Origin of the sequence: Pseudomonas sp. ES3-33 (assembly GCF_000952175.1) — a bacterium.
GTDB lineage: Bacteria > Pseudomonadota > Gammaproteobacteria > Pseudomonadales > Pseudomonadaceae > Aquipseudomonas > Aquipseudomonas gregormendelii.
This window is the reverse complement of sequence record NZ_JZRI01000074.1, coordinates 194,909-211,434: the sequence shown is the minus strand read 5'-3', so window position 1 is coordinate 211,434 and position 16,526 is coordinate 194,909. Positions and strand designations below refer to the sequence as shown.

Below are 16,526 nucleotides of genomic sequence, written 5' to 3'. Positions count from 1 at the left end.
ACCCAACACCGGGCCGTCCTTCGAGGACGGCTTTGGTATTTCTGAAGGGCTGCAAATGAAGAGTAAAACGATCCGCCGCTGGTCCTTCGTCCATACCTGGACCAGCCTGATTTGCACCGTGTTCCTGCTGATGCTGGCGGTAACCGGCTTGCCATTGATTTTTCACCACGAGATCGACCATCTCCTGGGCGATGCACCCGAGCTCAAGGAAATGCCCGCCGGCACTGCGCGGCTGAACTTGCAGCAACTGGTGCTGGCGGCGGAAAAACATCGGCCGGGCGAAGTCATGCAGTACTTCGGTTTCGACGAAGAAGACCCCAATGCCGCGTTCGCGATCATGGCGGCCACTGCCGGAACCGAGCCGAATTCGTCCCATACCTTCATGCTCGACGCCCGCACCGGTGAAGCACTGGAAATGCCTTCGGCGAACGGCGGTTTCATGATGATCATGCTGCGACTGCACGTGGACATGTTCGCCGGCCTGCCGGGCAAGCTGTTGCTGGCGTTCATGGGCATTCTGTTCGTGGTAGCCATCGTGTCCGGGACAGTGCTGTACCTGCCGTTCATGCGCCGGTTGAAATTCGCCACCGTGCGCCAGGATAAATCCACACGCCTGCGCTGGCTCGACCTGCATAACCTGATCGGCGTCGTGGCCCTGACCTGGATGCTGGTGGTCGGTGTCACCGGAGTGATCAGCGCCTGTGCCGACCTGCTGATCGCGGCATGGCGCAATGAGGCCTTGGGCGCGATGATCGCGCCCAAGGCCGACGCACCCGTGCTGACGCAGCTCGCGCCACCGACTCGCCTGCTGGACATCGCCAGCGAGGTCGCACCGGACATGCAACCCGACTTCATCGCCTTCCCCGGCACGCGGTTCTCCAGCGAGCATCATTACGCCGTATTCATGAAAGGCAACACGCACCTGACCTCCCACCTGCTGACGCCAGTGCTGATTGACGCCAGCACCCTGCAAGTCACTGCCGTGGCGGAGCGGCCGTGGTACATGGACGTCATGGGCATGTCGCAGCCGTTGCACTTTGGTGATTACGGCGGCATGCCGATGAAAATCCTGTGGGCGACCCTGGATGTGCTGACCATCATCGTGCTCGGCAGCGGGGCGTACCTGTGGGTCGTGCGGCGCAAAGCGGCAAAGCCTGTGCTTGAAACTGCGGAGGCTCAAGCATGAGGCCGCGCCAGTCGAATTTCTGGAAAGTCTTTGCCATTCCCACGGTCATCGGCCTGTTCACCGCCGCCGGGTTGTTCGCGGCGTTGCTGGGCGATGGCGTGTGGGATGCTTTGAGCTGGCTGGGCCTGGGCATTCCCGCCGCCTTCGCCCTGCGAGGCCTCCTGCAACGCCGGTAACGCCGGTAACGCCGGTAACGCCGGTAACGTCAATAATGCCGATAACGCGACGTCCCCGTAGGAGCTGCCGCAGGCTGCGATCTTTTGATCTTTTGATCTTTTGATTTTCAAGATCAAAAGATCGCAGCCTGCGGCAGCTCCTACGGTCCCCTCGTTGCCCGCCACCTGAAAATGCAAAACCTGTGGGAGCGGACTTGCTCGCGAAAGCGGTATATCAGTCGACATCTGTGTCGGCTGATATACCGATGGCGGTGCGTCAGTTACATCAATTTCAGATGTGCTACCGTCATCGCGGGCAAGCCTTGCTCCCACCGCTGCCTGCCACCACCACTGACCGAGACGCCGCCATGTCCACCCCGACCATGACCCTCTACCACAACTCCCTCTCGCCTTTCGTACGCAAAGTCATGGTGCTGCTGCACGAAACCGGTCAACAGGACCGAGTCGCCCTGCAAAACTGCGTGCTCTCCCCAGTCGACCCAGACCCGAGCCTGATCAACGACAACCCCCTGAGCAAAATCCCCGCCCTGCGCCTGGCCGACGGCAACGTCATCCACGACAGCCGGGTGATCCTCGATTACCTCGATCACCAGCACGTTGGCAATCCGCTGATCCCCCGCGAAGGCTCGGCCCGCTGGCGCCGCCTGACGCTCGCCTCCATGGCCGACGGCATCATGGACGCCGCCGTGCTCACACGTTACGAAGTCGCCCTGCGCGCCCCGGAAAAACACTGGGATGCCTGGCTTGACGGCCAGCGCGACAAAATCCGCCGCGCGCTCGCATTGCTTGAAGCAGAGGCCATCGCCGAGCTGACCAGTCATTTTGATGTGGCGGCGATCAGTGTGGCTTGTGCCCTTGGTTATCTGGATCTGCGCCATCCGGACCTGGCTTGGCGCGAGCCTAATCCGCAGCTGGCGGCGTGGTATTTCGAGGTGAGCCAGCGGCCTTCGATGTTGGCCACAATGCCCAAGGTTTGAATTTCAGTTCAAAGCAATGGCCTCAAAAGATGGTCCGATTGGGGGCTGAACGGTTTGACTACGTAATCGTCGGCACCGATTTACAGCCCTACCACGCGATCGATTTCCGCATCGCGCGGCGCTGAGGAAAATCAGATAAAGCCCTCGCCCTGCAAGGCGAATATCAGGGTATCGGCAATGGCGGCTTCGTCTTCGACCATCAGGATATGGGGCATGGCGTGCGGGCCCGTCAGTTAAGTGGGGGGAACGGTGAACCAGGTTGATGCGACGTCAATCGGCAGCCAATGCTCAGCAATCAGGCTTATCCGCGGTAAAACGCCGAGCCGGATTCACCGCCGCACCAAACTCACGCAGCGCCTTTGCCCCAATCAACAACGGATAGTTAAAACTGCTGCGATCCGTCAAATTGACCTCGACCGTGCGTTTGACGTTACCCAGGCACAGCTCCAGATCCACCACCGGACGCTTGGTCGGCGCCGCCGACTCATCATCGTCCGCATCCTCTTCCGAGCGGGTCTTGATCTTGCTGATCCGCGCAATCTTGTGCTCGTAGACCTTATTGCTCGCATCCTTGGTCGCAAGGCGGAAACGCACCCACTCATCACCGTCACGGGTGAAGGTCTCGATGTCTTTGGCCGACAGCGACGCGGTCAGGGCGCCGGTGTCCATTTTGGCCTTGAGCACTTCGCCGCCGATTTCCGGCAGCGCGATGTATTCGTAGCGACCGTACAGGGTCGGCTCGGCGGCCATCACTGGCAGGGCCACCAAGGTCAGCAGGGCGAAGAGGGATTTCACGTAGTGGGCATCCTTGAAAAGTGGGCAGCGCAATTTTAGACAGCCAGTGGGTAATTCGTTCGTTCTTACGATCGCGTCGCGGGCAAGCCCGTTCCCACAGGGTTTTGGGTGGTTCAAAAAATCTTGCACACCTCAATCTACTGTGGAAGCGGGATTGCCCGAGAAGAGGTCGGATCAATCACCACAAGACCTGAGGACCGTTAATGAGGTCAAGCATACCGCCAGCCAGGTGAAACATTCGTCATCACCGATTTGGCCTCGCGCCCGAAGCTGCTTATCATGACGCGCCCAAATGATTTCAAGAGTGACTTATGCGCCGACTGCTCACCGGCTGTTTCGTTACCCTGCTGCTGTTGCTCAACACCTTGGTCCTGTTCGGGCCGCTGATGGTGTTTGCCTTGCTCAAGCTGGTGCTGCCCGGGCGCCTGCGCGACTACGCGTCGGGGGCGGTGATGTGGATCGCCGAGACCTGGGCGGAAGTCGACAAGCTGATCTTCCGGCTGTGCATCCCCACGCAATGGGACATCCGTGGCGGCGATAACTTGCGCACTGACACGTCCTATCTGGTGATCAGCAATCATCAATCCTGGGTCGATATTCCGGCGCTGATTCAGACGCTGAACCGGCGCACGCCGTTCTTCAAGTTTTTCCTCAAGAAAGAACTGATCTGGGTGCCCTTCCTGGGGCTGGCGTGGTGGGCACTGGATTACCCGTTCATGAAGCGCTACACCAAAGCCTTCCTGGCAAAGAACCCGGAGCTTGCCGGCCAGGATCTGAAAATCACCAAGGCGGCCTGCGAGCTGTTCAAGCGCCAGCCGGTGACGGTGGTCAATTACCTGGAAGGTACCCGGTTCACTGCCGCGAAAAGCGCCCATCAGCAATCACCCTTCACCCACCTGCTCAAACCCAAGGCGGGCGGTGTGGCGTTTGTGCTGGCGGCGATGGGCGAGCAGCTGGATGCGATTCTCGACGTCACCGTGGTCTATCCGCAGCAGAAAATCCCGGGCTTCCGGGACCTGATCAGCGGCAACTTGCCGAGGGTCATCATCGACATCAACACCCGCGAACTCGACCCCGCGCTGTGGCAGGGCGATTACGAAAACGATCCGGTTTTTCGCGAAAAAATCCAAAACTGGGTCAACCAGCTCTGGATCGAAAAAGATCAGCGCATCGACGCCTTGCGCGCCGGGCGCCGCTGAATCAGGTGCCGGTACCTGCGCCCCAGATGCTGCCGAGGCTTTGCAGCAGCGAACCACCAACGCCCTGTTGACCGAGGTATTGCAGGATCAAGGGGGCAAACTGGCCGATCATGCCGGTGTCCATGCCCAGGGCGCTGAACGCATTGTTCAGGTCTTTGGTGTCCTTGACGGTGCCCAAGGCATTGTCCAGCCCTGCCGCCTTGCCGTTCGAGCCGAGCAAACCGGCCAACGCGCCCAGCTCACCACCGCCCGACAACTTGTCGATCCCCGGAACGCTTTTGGCCAGTTCGGAATAGTCGGTCGAACTCAGCTGATTCTTCGCCAGGCCCAGCATCGCCGCGGCGCCACCGACGGCTTGCTCGGGTTTTACATTCAACTGCGAAGTCAGCGCGCCGAGCAGACCCGCCGTTTCCGAGGTCGGCGCCGCTTTAGTGGCCGCATCACCGCCCTGCATGCTCGACGCCGCTTTGGTCAGATCGTCCAGGGTGAACCCGGCGAACACCGGGCTGGCCGCCAGGGTCATGAGCGAAGCCAGTGCAAAACCGCGTGAAATCTTCATCGAGACAACCTCTTTAGGCATAAACCGCCCACCCATGAGCGGCGAAAAGCTGTGCGTTCGACTGGTTTCCCGGAGGATTGTTCCCGCATCTGTAAGCCTGTCGCAGCTTCTGTAGTAGCTGCCGAAGGCTGCGATCTTTTGATCTTCAGCGCATTCAAGCCCGCCCAAAATCAAGATCAAGATCAAGATCAAGATCAAGATCAAGATCAAGATCAAGATCAAGATCAAGATCAAGATCAAGATCAAGATCAAGATCAAGATCAAGATCAAGATCAAGATCAAGATCAAGATCAAAAGATCGCAGGCTTTGCCAGCTCCTACAAGGTCCGGCGTTGTGACCCGTAAAAAGAGTTTCTTCGTGGTGCATCCAGTCTAGACCCGGCCGCGTATATCAAGCACGGACAGACATTCCTGGCCGATTCCCTCCTCAAGGATCACTACCATGAAACGCACTTCGATGAAAACGCCGTTGATTGCCAGCCTGCTGACCCTGGCCCTTGGCGGCGGATCCGTCCTGAACACCGTGCAAGCGGCAACCATGAGCCATGACGCGGTGATGGTCGGCGGCCAAAGCATGCTGCCGAGCAAAGACATCGTCGACAACGCGGTGAACTCCTCAGACCACACCACGCTGGTCGCCGCCGTGAAAGCCGCCGGCCTCGTCGACACGCTCAAAGGCAAAGGCCCATTCACCGTGTTCGCACCGGTCAATTCGGCCTTTACCGCCCTGCCCGCCGGCACCGTCGATACGCTGCTCAAACCTGAAAACAAGGCCACCCTGACCAAAATCCTCACCTACCACGTCGTCGCCGGAAAACTCGACATGATGACCCTGACCGAGAAGATCAAGGCCGGTGGCGGCAAGACCGAACTCACCACCGTCGCTGGCGGCAAGCTCTGGGCGATGATGAACGGCCCGCACAACATCACCATCAAAGATGAAAAAGGTGATGTCGCCGATATCACCACCTACGACGTGTACCAGTCAAACGGCGTGATTCAGGTCATCGACAAAGTGCTGATGCCGAAAGGTTGAGTTGTACCGCCGGCCCTGCGCATCGGGGTCGGCGGATTTTTCCGAGGTGTCTGCCCGTGAATGGAACAACTGCGCGCTGTGAACTAACCTCTGCCTGCAACCGGCACCGCACGCAGCCTCACCTCACCACCTCGACTGATTGGAGAACCGTTATTTCCATTGCCGACACCGATCAGCTCAGGCAGCTTCTGGCCCAGTGTTCGCTGGGTGACCGCCGCGCATTCGAGACGCTTTACCGCAGTGTCGGCCCGCGTTTGCACGGTATTGCCCTGCGGTTCATGGGGCGTCAAGACCTGGCCGAAGAAGTGCTGCAGGAAAGCTTCGTGCGCATCTGGAACAACGCTTCGCGCTATGAGGCACATCTGTCGGCGCCGCTGACCTGGATGGTCAACATCACCCGCAATCAAGCCATCGACCAGCTGCGCAAACACCGCGACCGACCGTTGACCGATCTCGAAGAACAGGCGCTGGTGGATGAAAGTCCATCCGCCCACGAATTATTAAACACCGCACGCGAGGCCAATGCCTTGAACCGCTGCCTGGAAAGCCTCGACGGCATGCAGCGTCAATCGATCACCGTCGCCTACTTTCAAGGGCTGTCCTGCTCGGAACTGGCGGAACACCTGGCCGCGCCGCTGGGCTCGGTCAAATCCTGGATCCGCCGTGGTATGGAGCGCCTGCGCAGGTGCCTTGAATCATGAACTATCAAACCCCGAGCCTGCGCCGAGCCCTCGCCGCCGACTACGCCATTGGCTTGATGCCCGCAGCAGCTCGTCGGCGCTTTGAACAGTTGCTGCTGGAAGACGCGGCATTACGCGCAGAACTGGCGCACTGGCAGGACAGTCTCGCCAGCCTGACCGAAGCATTGCCCGAGCAACCGGTGCCGGAACGCGTGTGGCAAGGCATCACGGCGCGCATCGACCCACAAAAACTGCATGTGCCACAGAAGCGTTCCTTCTGGAACTGGATGCGGGTGACGGCGGCGTTGTGTTCGCTGGTGGTCGTCGTGTTCCTGAGCGTGCTCTACAACCGTGATGAAGCGCGGTACAGCGCGACATTGCTGACGGCCGATTCGCAACCGGCGCTAAGGGTTCAGGCCCACGACAACTATCTGCAAGTGGAGCCGCTGGCGTTGGCTGCGGTTGATCCGGGACGCAGCCTGGAGTTGTGGGCGATACCGGCGAATGGCAAACCGATTTCCCTCGGCGTGATTCCGGCGGGTGGCAAGGGCAAGGTTGAGCTGAGCGATGCGCAAAAGGTGCTGATCGGCAAGCCGATTGCGTTGGCGGTGAGCCTGGAGCCCAAGGGGGGCTCGCCGACCGGACAGCCGACGGGGCCGGTGTTGTATCAAGGGTCGTTGGCGGTGTTGTGAGCAAACGAAAAGATCAAAAGATCGCAGCCTTCGGCAGCTCCTACAGGGTTACGCGTTCGGCATAGGAGCCGCCGAAGGCTGCGATCTTCTGATGTAAAAACGGCGACCCTGAGGTCGCCGTTTTGTTTTGCGTAACCGTTTACGCCGCGCTGAACAACTTGTGCGGATCAATCACAAACTTCTTCGGTACACCTGCATCAAACTCGCCGTAACCTTCCGGTGCCTGATCCAGGCTGATCACCTGCACGCCCACCACTTCGGCAATGTTGATACGGTCCCACATGATCGCCTGCATCAGCTGGCGGTTGTACTTCATCACAGGCGTCTGGCCGGTGTGGAAGCTGTGGGATTTAGCCCAGCCCAGACCAAAGCGAATGCTCAGGCTGCCCATTTTTGCTGCGGCATCCACTGCACCTGGATCTTCGGTCACGTAAAGGCCCGGGATGCCGATTTTGCCGGCAACACGAACCACGCCCATCAACGAGTTGAGCACCGTGGCCGGAGCCTCGTGTTTCGCACCATCGTGGCCATGACCGCGCGCTTCGAAGCCGACGGCGTCTACGGCGCAGTCTACTTCAGGCTCGCCCAGCAATGCGGCGATCTGTTCGTGCAGCGGGGTGTCCAGGGACAGGTCGGCAATTTCGAAGCCCTGGGCCTTGGCGTGTGCCAGGCGCACGGTGTTGACGTCGCCGATGATGACCACAGCGGCGCCCAGTAGACGAGCGGAAGCTGCAGCGGCCAGGCCGACTGGACCCGCGCCTGCAATGTACACGGTGCTGCCCGGGCCAACGCCGGCAGTGACTGCGCCGTGGTAACCGGTCGGCAGGATGTCGGAGAGGCAGGTCAGGTCACGGATTTTTTCCATCGCGCGATCGCGGTCAGGCAGTTTCAACAGGTTGAAGTCGGCGTAAGGCACCAAGGCGTATTCAGCCTGGCCGCCGGTCCAGTCGCCCATGTCGACATAACCGTAAGCACCGCCCGGACGTGCCGGGTTAACGCTGAGGCAGACACCGGTGTGCATTTCCTTGCAGGAACGGCAGCGCCCGCAAGCCACGTTGAACGGCACGGACACCAGGTCACCGATTTGCAGGTTCTCGACGTCGCTGCCCTTCTCAATCACTTCACCGGTGATTTCGTGCCCCAGCACCAGGCCGGTTTGAGCGGTGGTCCGACCGCGCACCATGTGCTGGTCGGAACCACAGATGTTAGTGGACACCACGCGCAGGATCACAGCGTGGTTGATCTTCCTGCCGCGCGGGTCCTGCATTTTCGGATAGTCAATTTTCTGTACTTCGACCTTGCCAGCGCCGAGATACACCACACCACGATTGCCAGACATGCTTTCACCTCGCTGTTGTTTTTATGTCGCACTCACGTCGCCTTGTAGCGGCGGCGCGTTGATTGCTCGGGTTATTGCCTGTGGGTCTTGTGTCTTGTGTTGTGTTTGAGGGCCTCATCGCGGGCAAGCCCGCTCCCACAATGTTAGGGTTGTGCACATTTTCTGAGCGACCTCAGCCCTGTGGGAGCTGGCTTGGCAGCGATAGCGATTTAAAGAACGACGGTGCGATTGGCGTTCAGGAACACCCGCCGCTCAATGTGATAACCCACCGCTCGCGCCAAGGTCAGCCCTTCGATATCCCGCCCCTTGGCGATCAGGTCTTCCGGGTAGTGACTGTGATCCACGGCCTCCACGCCCTGGGCAATGATCGGCCCTTCGTCCAGGTCGTTGTTGATGTAGTGCGCCGTGGCGCCCACCAGTTTCACACCCTTGTTGTAGGCCTGGTGATACGGCTTGGCGCCCTTGAAACCGGGCAACAGGGAGTGATGGATATTGATCGCCTTGCCATCGAGCTTGCGGCACAGCTCCGGTGACAGGACCTGCATGTAGCGCGCAAGAATCACCAACTCCGCACCGCACTCTTCGATCACTTGCCACACCTGACGCTCTTGCGATGGCTTGTCGTTCGGGTCGAGCGGGAAGTGGTAGTAAGGAATCTGGTGCCACTCGGCCAGCGGCTTGAGGTCCGGGTGATTGGAGACCACTGCGGCCACGTCCATGGACAGTTGGCCAATGCGTTGGCGATAGAGCAGATCGTTGAGGCAGTGATCGGCCTTGGACACCATGATCACCACTTTTGGCCGATAGTTCGGCGCAGTCAGTTCGAAGATCATGCCGAACGCTTCACCGCGCTCCTGCAAGCCGGCGCGGAATGACTGTTCATCGAACCCGTCAGGCTGACGGAATTCCACCCGGATGAAAAACCGTCCCGAGAGCCGATCATCGAAGGAGTGGTGCTCGGTGACGTAGCAGCCCTGCTCGAAAAGAAACCGCGTCACCGCGTCCACGGTGCCGAGGACGCTAGGGCAGTCGGCGGTCAGAATCCATGTGTCTGGGGCGCGGCTCATAGTGCAGTGACTCCTGAGGTATCGGTAAACGACGCTACCTCTGTAGGAGCGAGCTTGCTCGCGATGGGCGCCAACGATAACGCGTACTGCCTGGGTTAACGCGTCGTCCTCAAGTCCATCGCGAGCAAGCTCGCTCCTACAGGTGAGCGGTTGTGATCAAGCCTGGACGCTAAGGCCGTACTCGGCTGCGGCATCCTGCAACCACAACCACCAGTAATCAGAGAAGCTGCGACGGATCAGCAGCTCCCAGGTGTCTTCGGCGGTATGGCGGATCACCAGTTGCGACTTGGCGAACACCGTGCCCACGGCCTTGCCCACCGGGAAGCTGTTGGGGTGCACGTCGTAGCTGGTCGATTTCATCAGGACCTGGCGCACATTCGGGCCGCTCAGTTCGAGGATCTGCTGGCCGCCGCTGACGTTGACGATCTGGATGTGCAAATCACCCAGCGCTTCACGCAGCTTTTGCTCGGCGGCAAATTCTTCACCGGTCGGCACGATCAGCAGCCACTCATCCGGCCCCATCCACTGCAGGCTGGTCTCGCCCTTGACGATCACGCTCAGAGCGCCCGGCAATTCAATGCCGAGGGCCTTGTGCACCCCTTCGGAAAACGCGGCATCGTGGCCATCGCCACGGATGGTCAGGTGGCCGAGGAGTTTCTTCTCACGCACGATCACGCCGGCATTCTTGCGACCCTTGCCTACCAGGCTGGCGAGGTCGGCATGATGCAACGACGACTCGGCCTTGGCGCCGGTGGTTGGGCGTTGTTGGTACACATTGGCTGCGGTCATAAAGCACCTGTTCCTGAATTCTGTTGGTTCCTGTGGTGGCTGCACTGCCGTCATCGCCAGCAGGCTAGCGATTGGTAGCCCGCCCACAGATCTCGAGGTCATCAAATGTTCTGGCGCTCGCCCTTCGGATCAAAGAACACCGAAGAAACGATTTCCGCCTCGATCACGCTGCCATCCGCCAGCGGGGCGAACACTCGCTCGCCCATGCGGTTCAGGCCGCCCTTGACCACGCCCATGGCAAACGAATAGCCCAGGGAGTTGTGCGCGTAGCTGGAGGTCACGTGGCCGACCATGCTCATCGGGATCGCCTGCTTGGTGTTGAACACCAGCTGCGCACCCTCAGGGAGCCATTTGGTCGGATCGATCGGCTTCAGGCCAACCAGCTGTTTGCGTTGATCGCGCACACAATCCTCGCGGTTCATGCCGCGCCAGCCGATCCACGAGAACGGTTTGGTGCGACCGACACACCAGCCCATGTTCAGGTCATCCGGGGTCATCGAACCGTCGGTGTCCTGGCCGACGATAATGAAGCCCTTCTCGGCCCGCAGAACGTGCATGGTTTCAGTGCCATACGGGGTCAGGTTGTACTGCTTGCCCGCCTCTACGATTTTCTCCAGCACGCCCATCGCGTAGTCGGCTTGCACGTTGACTTCATACGACAGCTCGCCGGTAAACGAAATCCGGAACACCCGCGCCGGGACGCCACCGACCAGGCCTTCTTTCCAGGTCATGAACGGGAAGGCTTCGTTGCTCAAGTCGATGTCCGTGACCTGGCTGAGCAGCTTGCGGCTGTTCGGGCCGGACAGGGTCATGGTTGCCCAATGGTCAGTCACTGAAGTGAAGTACACCTTCAGGTCTGGCCATTCGGTCTGCTGGTAAATTTCCAGCCACTGCAGTACCCGAGCGGCGCCGCCGGTGGTGGTGGTCATCACAAAATGGTTGTCGGCCAGGCAAGCGGTCACGCCGTCGTCGAACACCATGCCGTCTTCTTTGCACATCAGGCCGTAACGCGCCTTGCCCACATCGAGCTTGGTCCAGGCGTTGGTGTAGATGCGGTTGAGGAATTCGCGGGCGTCCGGGCCCTGGATGTCGATCTTGCCCAGGGTCGAAGCATCCAGCAGACCGACGCTGTCGCGCACGGCCTTGCATTCGCGCTTGACCGCGGCATGCAGGTCTTCACCGTTTTTCGGGAAATACCATGGGCGTTTCCATTGGCCGACGTCTTCAAACTCGGCGCCGTTTTTCACGTGCCAGTGATGCAATGCAGTGAAACGCACAGGCTCGAAGATGTGCCCACAGTGACGACCGGCTACGGCACCGAAAGTCACCGGCGTGTAGTTGGGACGGAACATCGTGGTGCCCATCTGCGGGATGGTGACGTTCAGCGAGCGGGCGGCGATGGCCAGGCCGTTGACGTTACCCAGCTTGCCCTGATCGGTGCCGAAGCCCAGTGCGGTGTAGCGTTTGACGTGCTCAACCGACTCGAAACCTTCGCGGGTCGCCAGTTCGATGCCACCGGCGGTGACGTCGTTCTGGAAGTCGACAAATTGCTTGGGTGCACGGGCCGAATTCTTCTCGTGGGGCACCTGGAACAGCGCCAGGGTTGGCTCTTCGAGGCGGCTCAGGGCTTTAGGCAAAGTACCTTCGACCACCCCGAAACCGGCTTCGCTGGCGGCACGGGCGCCACCTTCAAAACCATCGGCCAGGGAATCACCCAGACCGTAGACGCCATTGATACCGCCCACGCAGACGCGCTTTTGCGGTGCCTCGCCCGGTACAAAACCGAGGATGTCTTCACGCCAGGTCGGCTTGCCTCCCAGGTGCGACGCCAGGTGCACCACCGGGCTGTAGCCGCCGGAGCTGACCACCAGGTCGCAGTCCAGCCATTCGCCGGGGCTGGTGACCTTGTGCCCTTTGACGTCAATGGCAGCAATGCGCGCGCCAGTCACGCGCTTGGTGCCGCGAGACTCGATCACGGCACTGCCGGTCAGGATGCGAATGCCTTTGGCGCGCGCCTCTTCCACCAGCGCGCCGCGCGGATTGCTGCGCGCGTCAGCGATAGCCACGACTTGCAGGCTGGCATCGAGCCAATCCAGCGCCACGCGATAGGCGTGGTCGTTGTTGGTGCTCAGGACCAGCTTTTTGCCGGGTGCGACGCCATACCGGCGAACGTAAGTCGAGACGGCACCGGCAAGCATGTTGCCCGGCACGTCGTTGTTGCCGTAGACCAGCGGACGCTCGTGAGCACCGGTCGCCAGCACCACGCGCTTGGCGCGGACGCGGTGAATGCGTTGACGCACCTGGCCGATCGGAGCGCGGTCGCCGAGGTGATCGGTGAGACGCTCGTGAATGGTCAGGAAGTTATGGTCGTGGTAACCGTTGACCGTGGCACGCGGCAACAGCAGCACGTCAGGGGTGTTCTTCAGTTCGTCGATGACGCTGGCGATCCATTCCACGGCAGGCTTGCCGTCGAGGCTTTCGCGGGAATCGAGCAGGCTGCCGCCGAACTCTTCCTGTTCATCGGCCAGGATCACCCGGGCACCGCTGCGCGCAGCCGCCAGTGCCGCGGCCAGGCCAGCAGGGCCACCGCCAACGATCAGCACGTCACAGTGCTGGTTCATGTAGTCGTAGGTGTCCGGATCGTTCTCGGTCGGCGATCGACCAAGACCTGCGGCCTTACGAATGTACTTCTCGTAGGTCATCCAGAACGATTGCGGGTACATGAAGGTTTTGTAGTAAAAGCCCGGCGGCATCAGCTTGCCGCCGACCTTGCCGAGAATGCCCATCATGTCGTTGTTCACGCTTGGCCAGCCGTTGGTGCTGGTGGCGACCAGGCCTTGATACAGGGCCTGTTGCGTGGCGCGTACGTTAGGTATCTGCGTGGCTTCGGTCGCGCCGATCTGCAGCACTGCGTTCGGCTCTTCAGCGCCTGCGGCGAAGATGCCGCGTGGGCGGGAATACTTGAAGCTGCGACCGATGATATCCACGCCGTTGGCGATCAGCGCGGCGGCCAGGGAGTCACCTTCATAGCCCTTGTAGCTCTGGCCGTTGAACGTGAAGCTCAGCACTTTGTTGCGGTCGATGCGTCCGCCGTTGGACAGGCGATTGATCTGGCTCATACCTTCTCTCCCAGAGCCGTGGCGGCCGCTTTCGGGCTGTCGGTCTTGTCGGTGAATTGTGGCTTGGTGCCGATCTTGTAGGTTTCGAGAATTTCGTAGGTCACGGTGTCGCGGGTGGCGTTGAAGTACTGACGGCAACCGGCGGCATGAATCCACAGCTCGTGGTGCAGGCCGCGAGGGTTATCGCGGAAGAACATATAGTCTCCCCACTCCTCGTCGGTGCAGGAGGTCGGGTCCAGTGGACGCGGGATGTGCGCCTGGCCGGATGCGTGAAATTCCTCTTCGGAGCGCAGCTCGCCGCAGTGAGGACAGAAGATATGCAACATGGGGATTTCTCCTGTTAGTGGGCAACCGCAGCAGCGCCGTGTTCATCGATCAACGCACCGTTGTGGAAACGGTCGATGGAGAAAGGTGCAGCCAATGGGTGCATTTCACCCTTGGCCAGGCTCGCGGCAAATACGTTGCCCGAGCCAGGTGTTGCCTTGAAGCCACCGGTGCCCCAACCGCAGTTGAAGAACATGTTCGGCACCGGGGTTTTTGAAATGATCGGGCAGGCGTCCGGCGTGGTGTCGACGATGCCACCCCACTGCCGGTTCATGCGCACGCGGGACAACACCGGGAACATCTCGACGATGGCCTGGATGGTGTGCTCGATCACCGGGTACGAACCGCGCTGGCCGTAGCCGTTGTAGCCGTCGATACCGGCGCCGATCACCAGGTCGCCCTTGTCGGACTGGCTGATGTAACCGTGTACGGCGTTGGACATGATCACGCTGTCGATAATCGGCTTGATCGGCTCGGACACCAGCGCTTGCAGCGGGTGGGATTCGATCGGCAGCCGGAAACCTGCCAGCTTTGCCATGTGCCCGGAGTTACCGGCTGTCACCACGCCAACGCGCTTGGCGCCGATGAAGCCCTTGTTGGTTTCCACGCCGATGCATACACCGTTTTCCTTGCGGAAGCCGATCACTTCGGTCTGCTGGATCAGGTCCACGCCCAGTGCATCGGCGGCACGGGCAAAGCCCCAGGCCACGGCATCGTGACGGGCCACGCCGCCGCGACGCTGGACAGTGGCGCCCATCACCGGGTAGCGAGTGTTTTTCGAGCAGTCGAGGTACGGAATCTCATCGGCCACTTGCTTGGCATCGAGCAGTTCACCGTCCACGCCGTTGAGGCGGTTGGCGCTGACCCGACGCTCGGAATCACGGATGTCCTGCAGGGTGTGGCACAGGTTGTAGACGCCGCGCTGGGAGAACATCACGTTGTAGTTCAGGTCCTGTGACAGGCCTTCCCACAGTTTCATCGCGTGTTCGTACAGGTGCGCCGACTCGTCCCACAGGTAGTTGGAACGAACGATGGTGGTGTTGCGCGCGGTGTTACCGCCGCCCAGCCAGCCTTTCTCGACCACGGCCACATTGGTGATGCCGTGTTCCTTGGCGAGGTAGTAGGCGGTCGCGAGACCATGCCCGCCACCACCGACGATGACCACGTCATAGACCTTTTTAGGGGTCGGCGTGCGCCACATTTTCTGCCAGTTTTCGTGATGGCTGAGGGAGTGTTTGAAGAGGCCGAAGCCCGAATACCGTTGCATAGTCATTTACTCCAAAACCGCGCTCAGCGATAAACCGGGAAGTCCGCGCACAGGGCCGTCACTTGCTGGGCAACATTTGCTTCTACGTCGGCGTCGCCGAGGTTGTCGAGGATGTCGCAGATCCAGCCGGCCAGCGTGACGCACTGCGTCACCTTGAAGCCGCGAGTCGTCACCGCCGGAGTGCCGATGCGCAGGCCAGAGGTCACGAACGGCGACTGTGGATCGTTCGGGACAGCGTTCTTGTTCACGGTGATGTGAGCGCGACCGAGTGCTGCATCCGCTTCTTTGCCGGTAAGGCCCTGACGAATCAGGCTGACCAGGAACAGGTGGTTATCGGTGCCGCCGGACACTACATCGTAGCCGCGATTGATAAATACGCCGGCCATGGCCTGGGCGTTGTCGATCACTTGCTGCTGGTACGCCTTGAAACCTGGCTCCAGCGCTTCCTTGAAGCACACGGCCTTGCCGGCTATCACGTGCATCAGCGGGCCGCCCTGGCCGCCGGGGAACACGGCAGCGTTGAATTTCTTTTCCAGCTCTTCGTTGGCCTTGGCCAGGATCAAGCCACCCCGTGGACCGCGCAGGGTCTTGTGGGTGGTGGTGGTGACGACGTCGGCGTATGGCAGAGGGTTCGGGTACAGCCCGGCAGCGACCAGGCCGGCGACGTGCGCCATGTCGACGAAGAAGTAGGCACCGACTTTGTCAGCGATCTGGCGGAAGCGCGGGAAGTCCAGAGTCTTGGAGTAGGCGGAGAACCCGGCGATGATCATTTTCGGCTTGTGCTCGACCGCCAGGCGCTCGACTTCGTCATAGTCGATCAGGCCGGTGGTGGTGTCGATGCCGTACTGCACGGCGTTGTAGAGCTTGCCGGAGAAGCTGACCTTGGCGCCGTGAGTGAGGTGACCGCCGTGGGCCAGGCTCATGCCCAGCACGGTATCGCCTGCGTTCAACAAGGCCAGATAGACAGCGGCGTTAGCCTGGCTGCCGGAATGCGGCTGGACGTTGGCGTAATCGGCACCGAACAGTTGCTTGGCGCGCTCGATGGCCAGCGCTTCAACCTTGTCGACGTGCTCGCAGCCACCGTAGTAGCGCTTGCCCGGGTAGCCTTCGGCGTATTTGTTGGTCAGGCCGCTGCCTTGCGCTTCCATCACGCGTTTGCTGGTGTAGTTTTCGGACGCGATCAGCTCGATATGATCTTCCTGACGTTGCTCCTCGGCATTCATCGCCGCCAGCAGTGCATCGTCGTAACCCTGGATCTGGTCTTGCTTGCTGAACATCGCGTCTCTCCCAGCGGCATCTATGCGCCATTCGTCTCGGTGAG

17 protein-coding genes and 1 pseudogene are annotated in these 16,526 nt (G+C 60.5%); 8 read left to right on the top strand and 10 right to left on the bottom strand.

Features of this window, described 5'->3' with window-relative positions; translation table 11 throughout:
* The first annotated feature begins 55 nt into the window (after nt 1-55).
* From UB23_RS14075 to UB23_RS14065, 3 genes are all read left to right on the top strand, one after another.
* A complete protein-coding gene (locus UB23_RS14075; protein ID WP_045059920.1) occupies nt 56-1,186 on the top strand; it encodes a PepSY-associated TM helix domain-containing protein in 1,131 nt (376 codons plus the stop codon).
* Complete coding sequence (locus UB23_RS14070; RefSeq protein ID WP_045059919.1) at nt 1,183-1,362, top strand: hypothetical protein; 180 nt, start codon at nt 1,183-1,185, stop codon at nt 1,360-1,362. Before UB23_RS14075 ends, UB23_RS14070 begins: the two co-directional genes overlap by 4 nt.
* Before the next feature lie 347 nt (nt 1,363-1,709).
* Complete coding sequence (locus tag UB23_RS14065; RefSeq protein ID WP_045060010.1) at nt 1,710-2,339, top strand: glutathione S-transferase; 630 nt, start codon at nt 1,710-1,712, stop codon at nt 2,337-2,339.
* An 83-nt stretch (nt 2,340-2,422) separates the two neighbouring features.
* Here UB23_RS14065 and UB23_RS30265 read toward each other — a convergent pair.
* Together UB23_RS30265 and rloA2 are read right to left on the bottom strand one after the other, a co-directional pair.
* Nucleotides 2,423-2,554 (bottom strand): annotated as a pseudogene (locus UB23_RS30265) (hypothetical protein); the annotation flags it as partial.
* 73 nt (nt 2,555-2,627) lie between these two features.
* Nucleotides 2,628-3,134 (bottom strand): retropepsin-like aspartic peptidase RloA2, encoded by a 507-nt coding sequence (gene rloA2 / locus UB23_RS14060; protein ID WP_045059918.1) that lies wholly within the window; start codon nt 3,132-3,134, stop codon nt 2,628-2,630.
* Nucleotides 3,135-3,445: 311 nt separating this feature from the next.
* Between rloA2 and UB23_RS14055 the strand changes: the two genes are divergently transcribed.
* Nucleotides 3,446-4,333 (top strand): acyltransferase, encoded by an 888-nt coding sequence (locus UB23_RS14055; protein ID WP_045059917.1) that lies wholly within the window; start codon nt 3,446-3,448, stop codon nt 4,331-4,333.
* Between the two features lies 1 nt (nt 4,334).
* On the opposite strand, the gene UB23_RS14050 is transcribed toward UB23_RS14055, so the two are convergent.
* Nucleotides 4,335-4,892 (bottom strand): DUF2780 domain-containing protein, encoded by a 558-nt coding sequence (locus UB23_RS14050; protein WP_045060009.1) that lies wholly within the window; start codon nt 4,890-4,892, stop codon nt 4,335-4,337.
* Between the two features lie 51 nt (nt 4,893-4,943).
* Here UB23_RS14050 and UB23_RS29920 point away from each other — a divergent pair, with 51 nt between their 5' ends.
* The 4 genes from UB23_RS29920 to UB23_RS14030 all read left to right on the top strand — a co-directional run bounded on the left by UB23_RS29920 (nt 4,944) and on the right by UB23_RS14030 (nt 7,300).
* Nucleotides 4,944-5,237: a hypothetical protein gene (locus UB23_RS29920; protein WP_177328555.1), complete on the top strand. Its 294-nt coding sequence runs from the start codon at nt 4,944-4,946 to the stop codon at nt 5,235-5,237.
* 97 nt (nt 5,238-5,334) lie between these two features.
* Nucleotides 5,335-5,928, top strand: a complete 594-nt coding sequence (locus UB23_RS14040) for a fasciclin domain-containing protein (protein WP_082069185.1) — start codon at nt 5,335-5,337, stop codon at nt 5,926-5,928.
* A gap of 56 nt (nt 5,929-5,984) precedes the next feature.
* Nucleotides 5,985-6,629, top strand: coding sequence for a sigma-70 family RNA polymerase sigma factor (locus UB23_RS14035; RefSeq protein ID WP_045059916.1), 645 nt, complete (start codon nt 5,985-5,987; stop codon nt 6,627-6,629).
* A complete protein-coding gene (locus tag UB23_RS14030) occupies nt 6,626-7,300 on the top strand; it encodes an anti-sigma factor (RefSeq protein WP_045059915.1) in 675 nt (224 codons plus the stop codon). The genes UB23_RS14035 and UB23_RS14030 overlap by 4 nt, the downstream gene beginning before the upstream one ends.
* 139 nt (nt 7,301-7,439) lie before the next feature.
* On the opposite strand, the gene fdhA is transcribed toward UB23_RS14030, so the two are convergent.
* The 7 genes from fdhA to glyA all read right to left on the bottom strand — a co-directional run bounded on the left by fdhA (nt 7,440) and on the right by glyA (nt 16,482).
* Entirely contained in the window at nt 7,440-8,639 is a 1,200-nt protein-coding gene (gene fdhA, locus UB23_RS14025; RefSeq protein ID WP_045059914.1) for a formaldehyde dehydrogenase, glutathione-independent, read from the bottom strand.
* 209 nt (nt 8,640-8,848) lie between these two features.
* Nucleotides 8,849-9,706: a formyltetrahydrofolate deformylase gene (purU, locus tag UB23_RS14020; RefSeq protein WP_045059913.1), complete on the bottom strand. Its 858-nt coding sequence runs from the start codon at nt 9,704-9,706 to the stop codon at nt 8,849-8,851.
* A 156-nt stretch (nt 9,707-9,862) separates the two neighbouring features.
* Entirely contained in the window at nt 9,863-10,495 is a 633-nt protein-coding gene (locus UB23_RS14015; protein ID WP_045059912.1) for a sarcosine oxidase subunit gamma, read from the bottom strand.
* A 101-nt stretch (nt 10,496-10,596) separates the two neighbouring features.
* Nucleotides 10,597-13,614 carry a sarcosine oxidase subunit alpha gene (locus tag UB23_RS14010; RefSeq protein WP_045059911.1) on the bottom strand — a complete coding sequence of 1,006 codons (3,018 nt, stop codon included), beginning with the start codon at nt 13,612-13,614 and terminating at the stop codon, nt 10,597-10,599.
* Nucleotides 13,611-13,940, bottom strand: coding sequence for a sarcosine oxidase subunit delta (locus UB23_RS14005; protein ID WP_045059910.1), 330 nt, complete (start codon nt 13,938-13,940; stop codon nt 13,611-13,613). Before UB23_RS14005 ends, UB23_RS14010 begins: the two co-directional genes overlap by 4 nt.
* A gap of 14 nt (nt 13,941-13,954) precedes the next feature.
* Entirely contained in the window at nt 13,955-15,205 is a 1,251-nt protein-coding gene (locus UB23_RS14000; protein ID WP_007947735.1) for a sarcosine oxidase subunit beta, read from the bottom strand.
* Between the two features lie 23 nt (nt 15,206-15,228).
* Nucleotides 15,229-16,482, bottom strand: a complete 1,254-nt coding sequence (glyA, locus tag UB23_RS13995; RefSeq protein ID WP_045059909.1) for a serine hydroxymethyltransferase — start codon at nt 16,480-16,482, stop codon at nt 15,229-15,231.
* Between the last annotated feature and the right edge of the window lie 44 nt (nt 16,483-16,526).

Excerpts from the sequence above, each read along its gene's own strand:
- UB23_RS14075 (WP_045059920.1), top strand. The coding sequence starts at position 56 with ATGAAGAGTAAAACGATCCGCCGCTGGTCCTTCGTCCATACCTGGACC.
- UB23_RS14070 (WP_045059919.1), top strand. The coding sequence starts at position 1,183 with ATGAGGCCGCGCCAGTCGAATTTCTGGAAAGTCTTTGCCATTCCCACG.
- UB23_RS14065 (WP_045060010.1), top strand. The coding sequence starts at position 1,710 with ATGTCCACCCCGACCATGACCCTCTACCACAACTCCCTCTCGCCTTTC.
- UB23_RS14055 (WP_045059917.1), top strand. The coding sequence starts at position 3,446 with ATGCGCCGACTGCTCACCGGCTGTTTCGTTACCCTGCTGCTGTTGCTC.
- UB23_RS14050 (WP_045060009.1), bottom strand. The coding sequence starts at position 4,892 with ATGAAGATTTCACGCGGTTTTGCACTGGCTTCGCTCATGACCCTGGCG.
- UB23_RS14040 (WP_082069185.1), top strand. The coding sequence starts at position 5,335 with ATGAAACGCACTTCGATGAAAACGCCGTTGATTGCCAGCCTGCTGACC.
- UB23_RS14030 (WP_045059915.1), top strand. The coding sequence starts at position 6,626 with ATGAACTATCAAACCCCGAGCCTGCGCCGAGCCCTCGCCGCCGACTAC.
- fdhA (WP_045059914.1), bottom strand. The coding sequence starts at position 8,639 with ATGTCTGGCAATCGTGGTGTGGTGTATCTCGGCGCTGGCAAGGTCGAA.
- purU (WP_045059913.1), bottom strand. The coding sequence starts at position 9,706 with ATGAGCCGCGCCCCAGACACATGGATTCTGACCGCCGACTGCCCTAGC.
- UB23_RS14015 (WP_045059912.1), bottom strand. The coding sequence starts at position 10,495 with ATGACCGCAGCCAATGTGTACCAACAACGCCCAACCACCGGCGCCAAG.
- UB23_RS14010 (WP_045059911.1), bottom strand. The coding sequence starts at position 13,614 with ATGAGCCAGATCAATCGCCTGTCCAACGGCGGACGCATCGACCGCAAC.
- UB23_RS14005 (WP_045059910.1), bottom strand. The coding sequence starts at position 13,940 with ATGTTGCATATCTTCTGTCCTCACTGCGGCGAGCTGCGCTCCGAAGAG.
- UB23_RS14000 (WP_007947735.1), bottom strand. The coding sequence starts at position 15,205 with ATGCAACGGTATTCGGGCTTCGGCCTCTTCAAACACTCCCTCAGCCAT.
- glyA (WP_045059909.1), bottom strand. The coding sequence starts at position 16,482 with ATGTTCAGCAAGCAAGACCAGATCCAGGGTTACGACGATGCACTGCTG.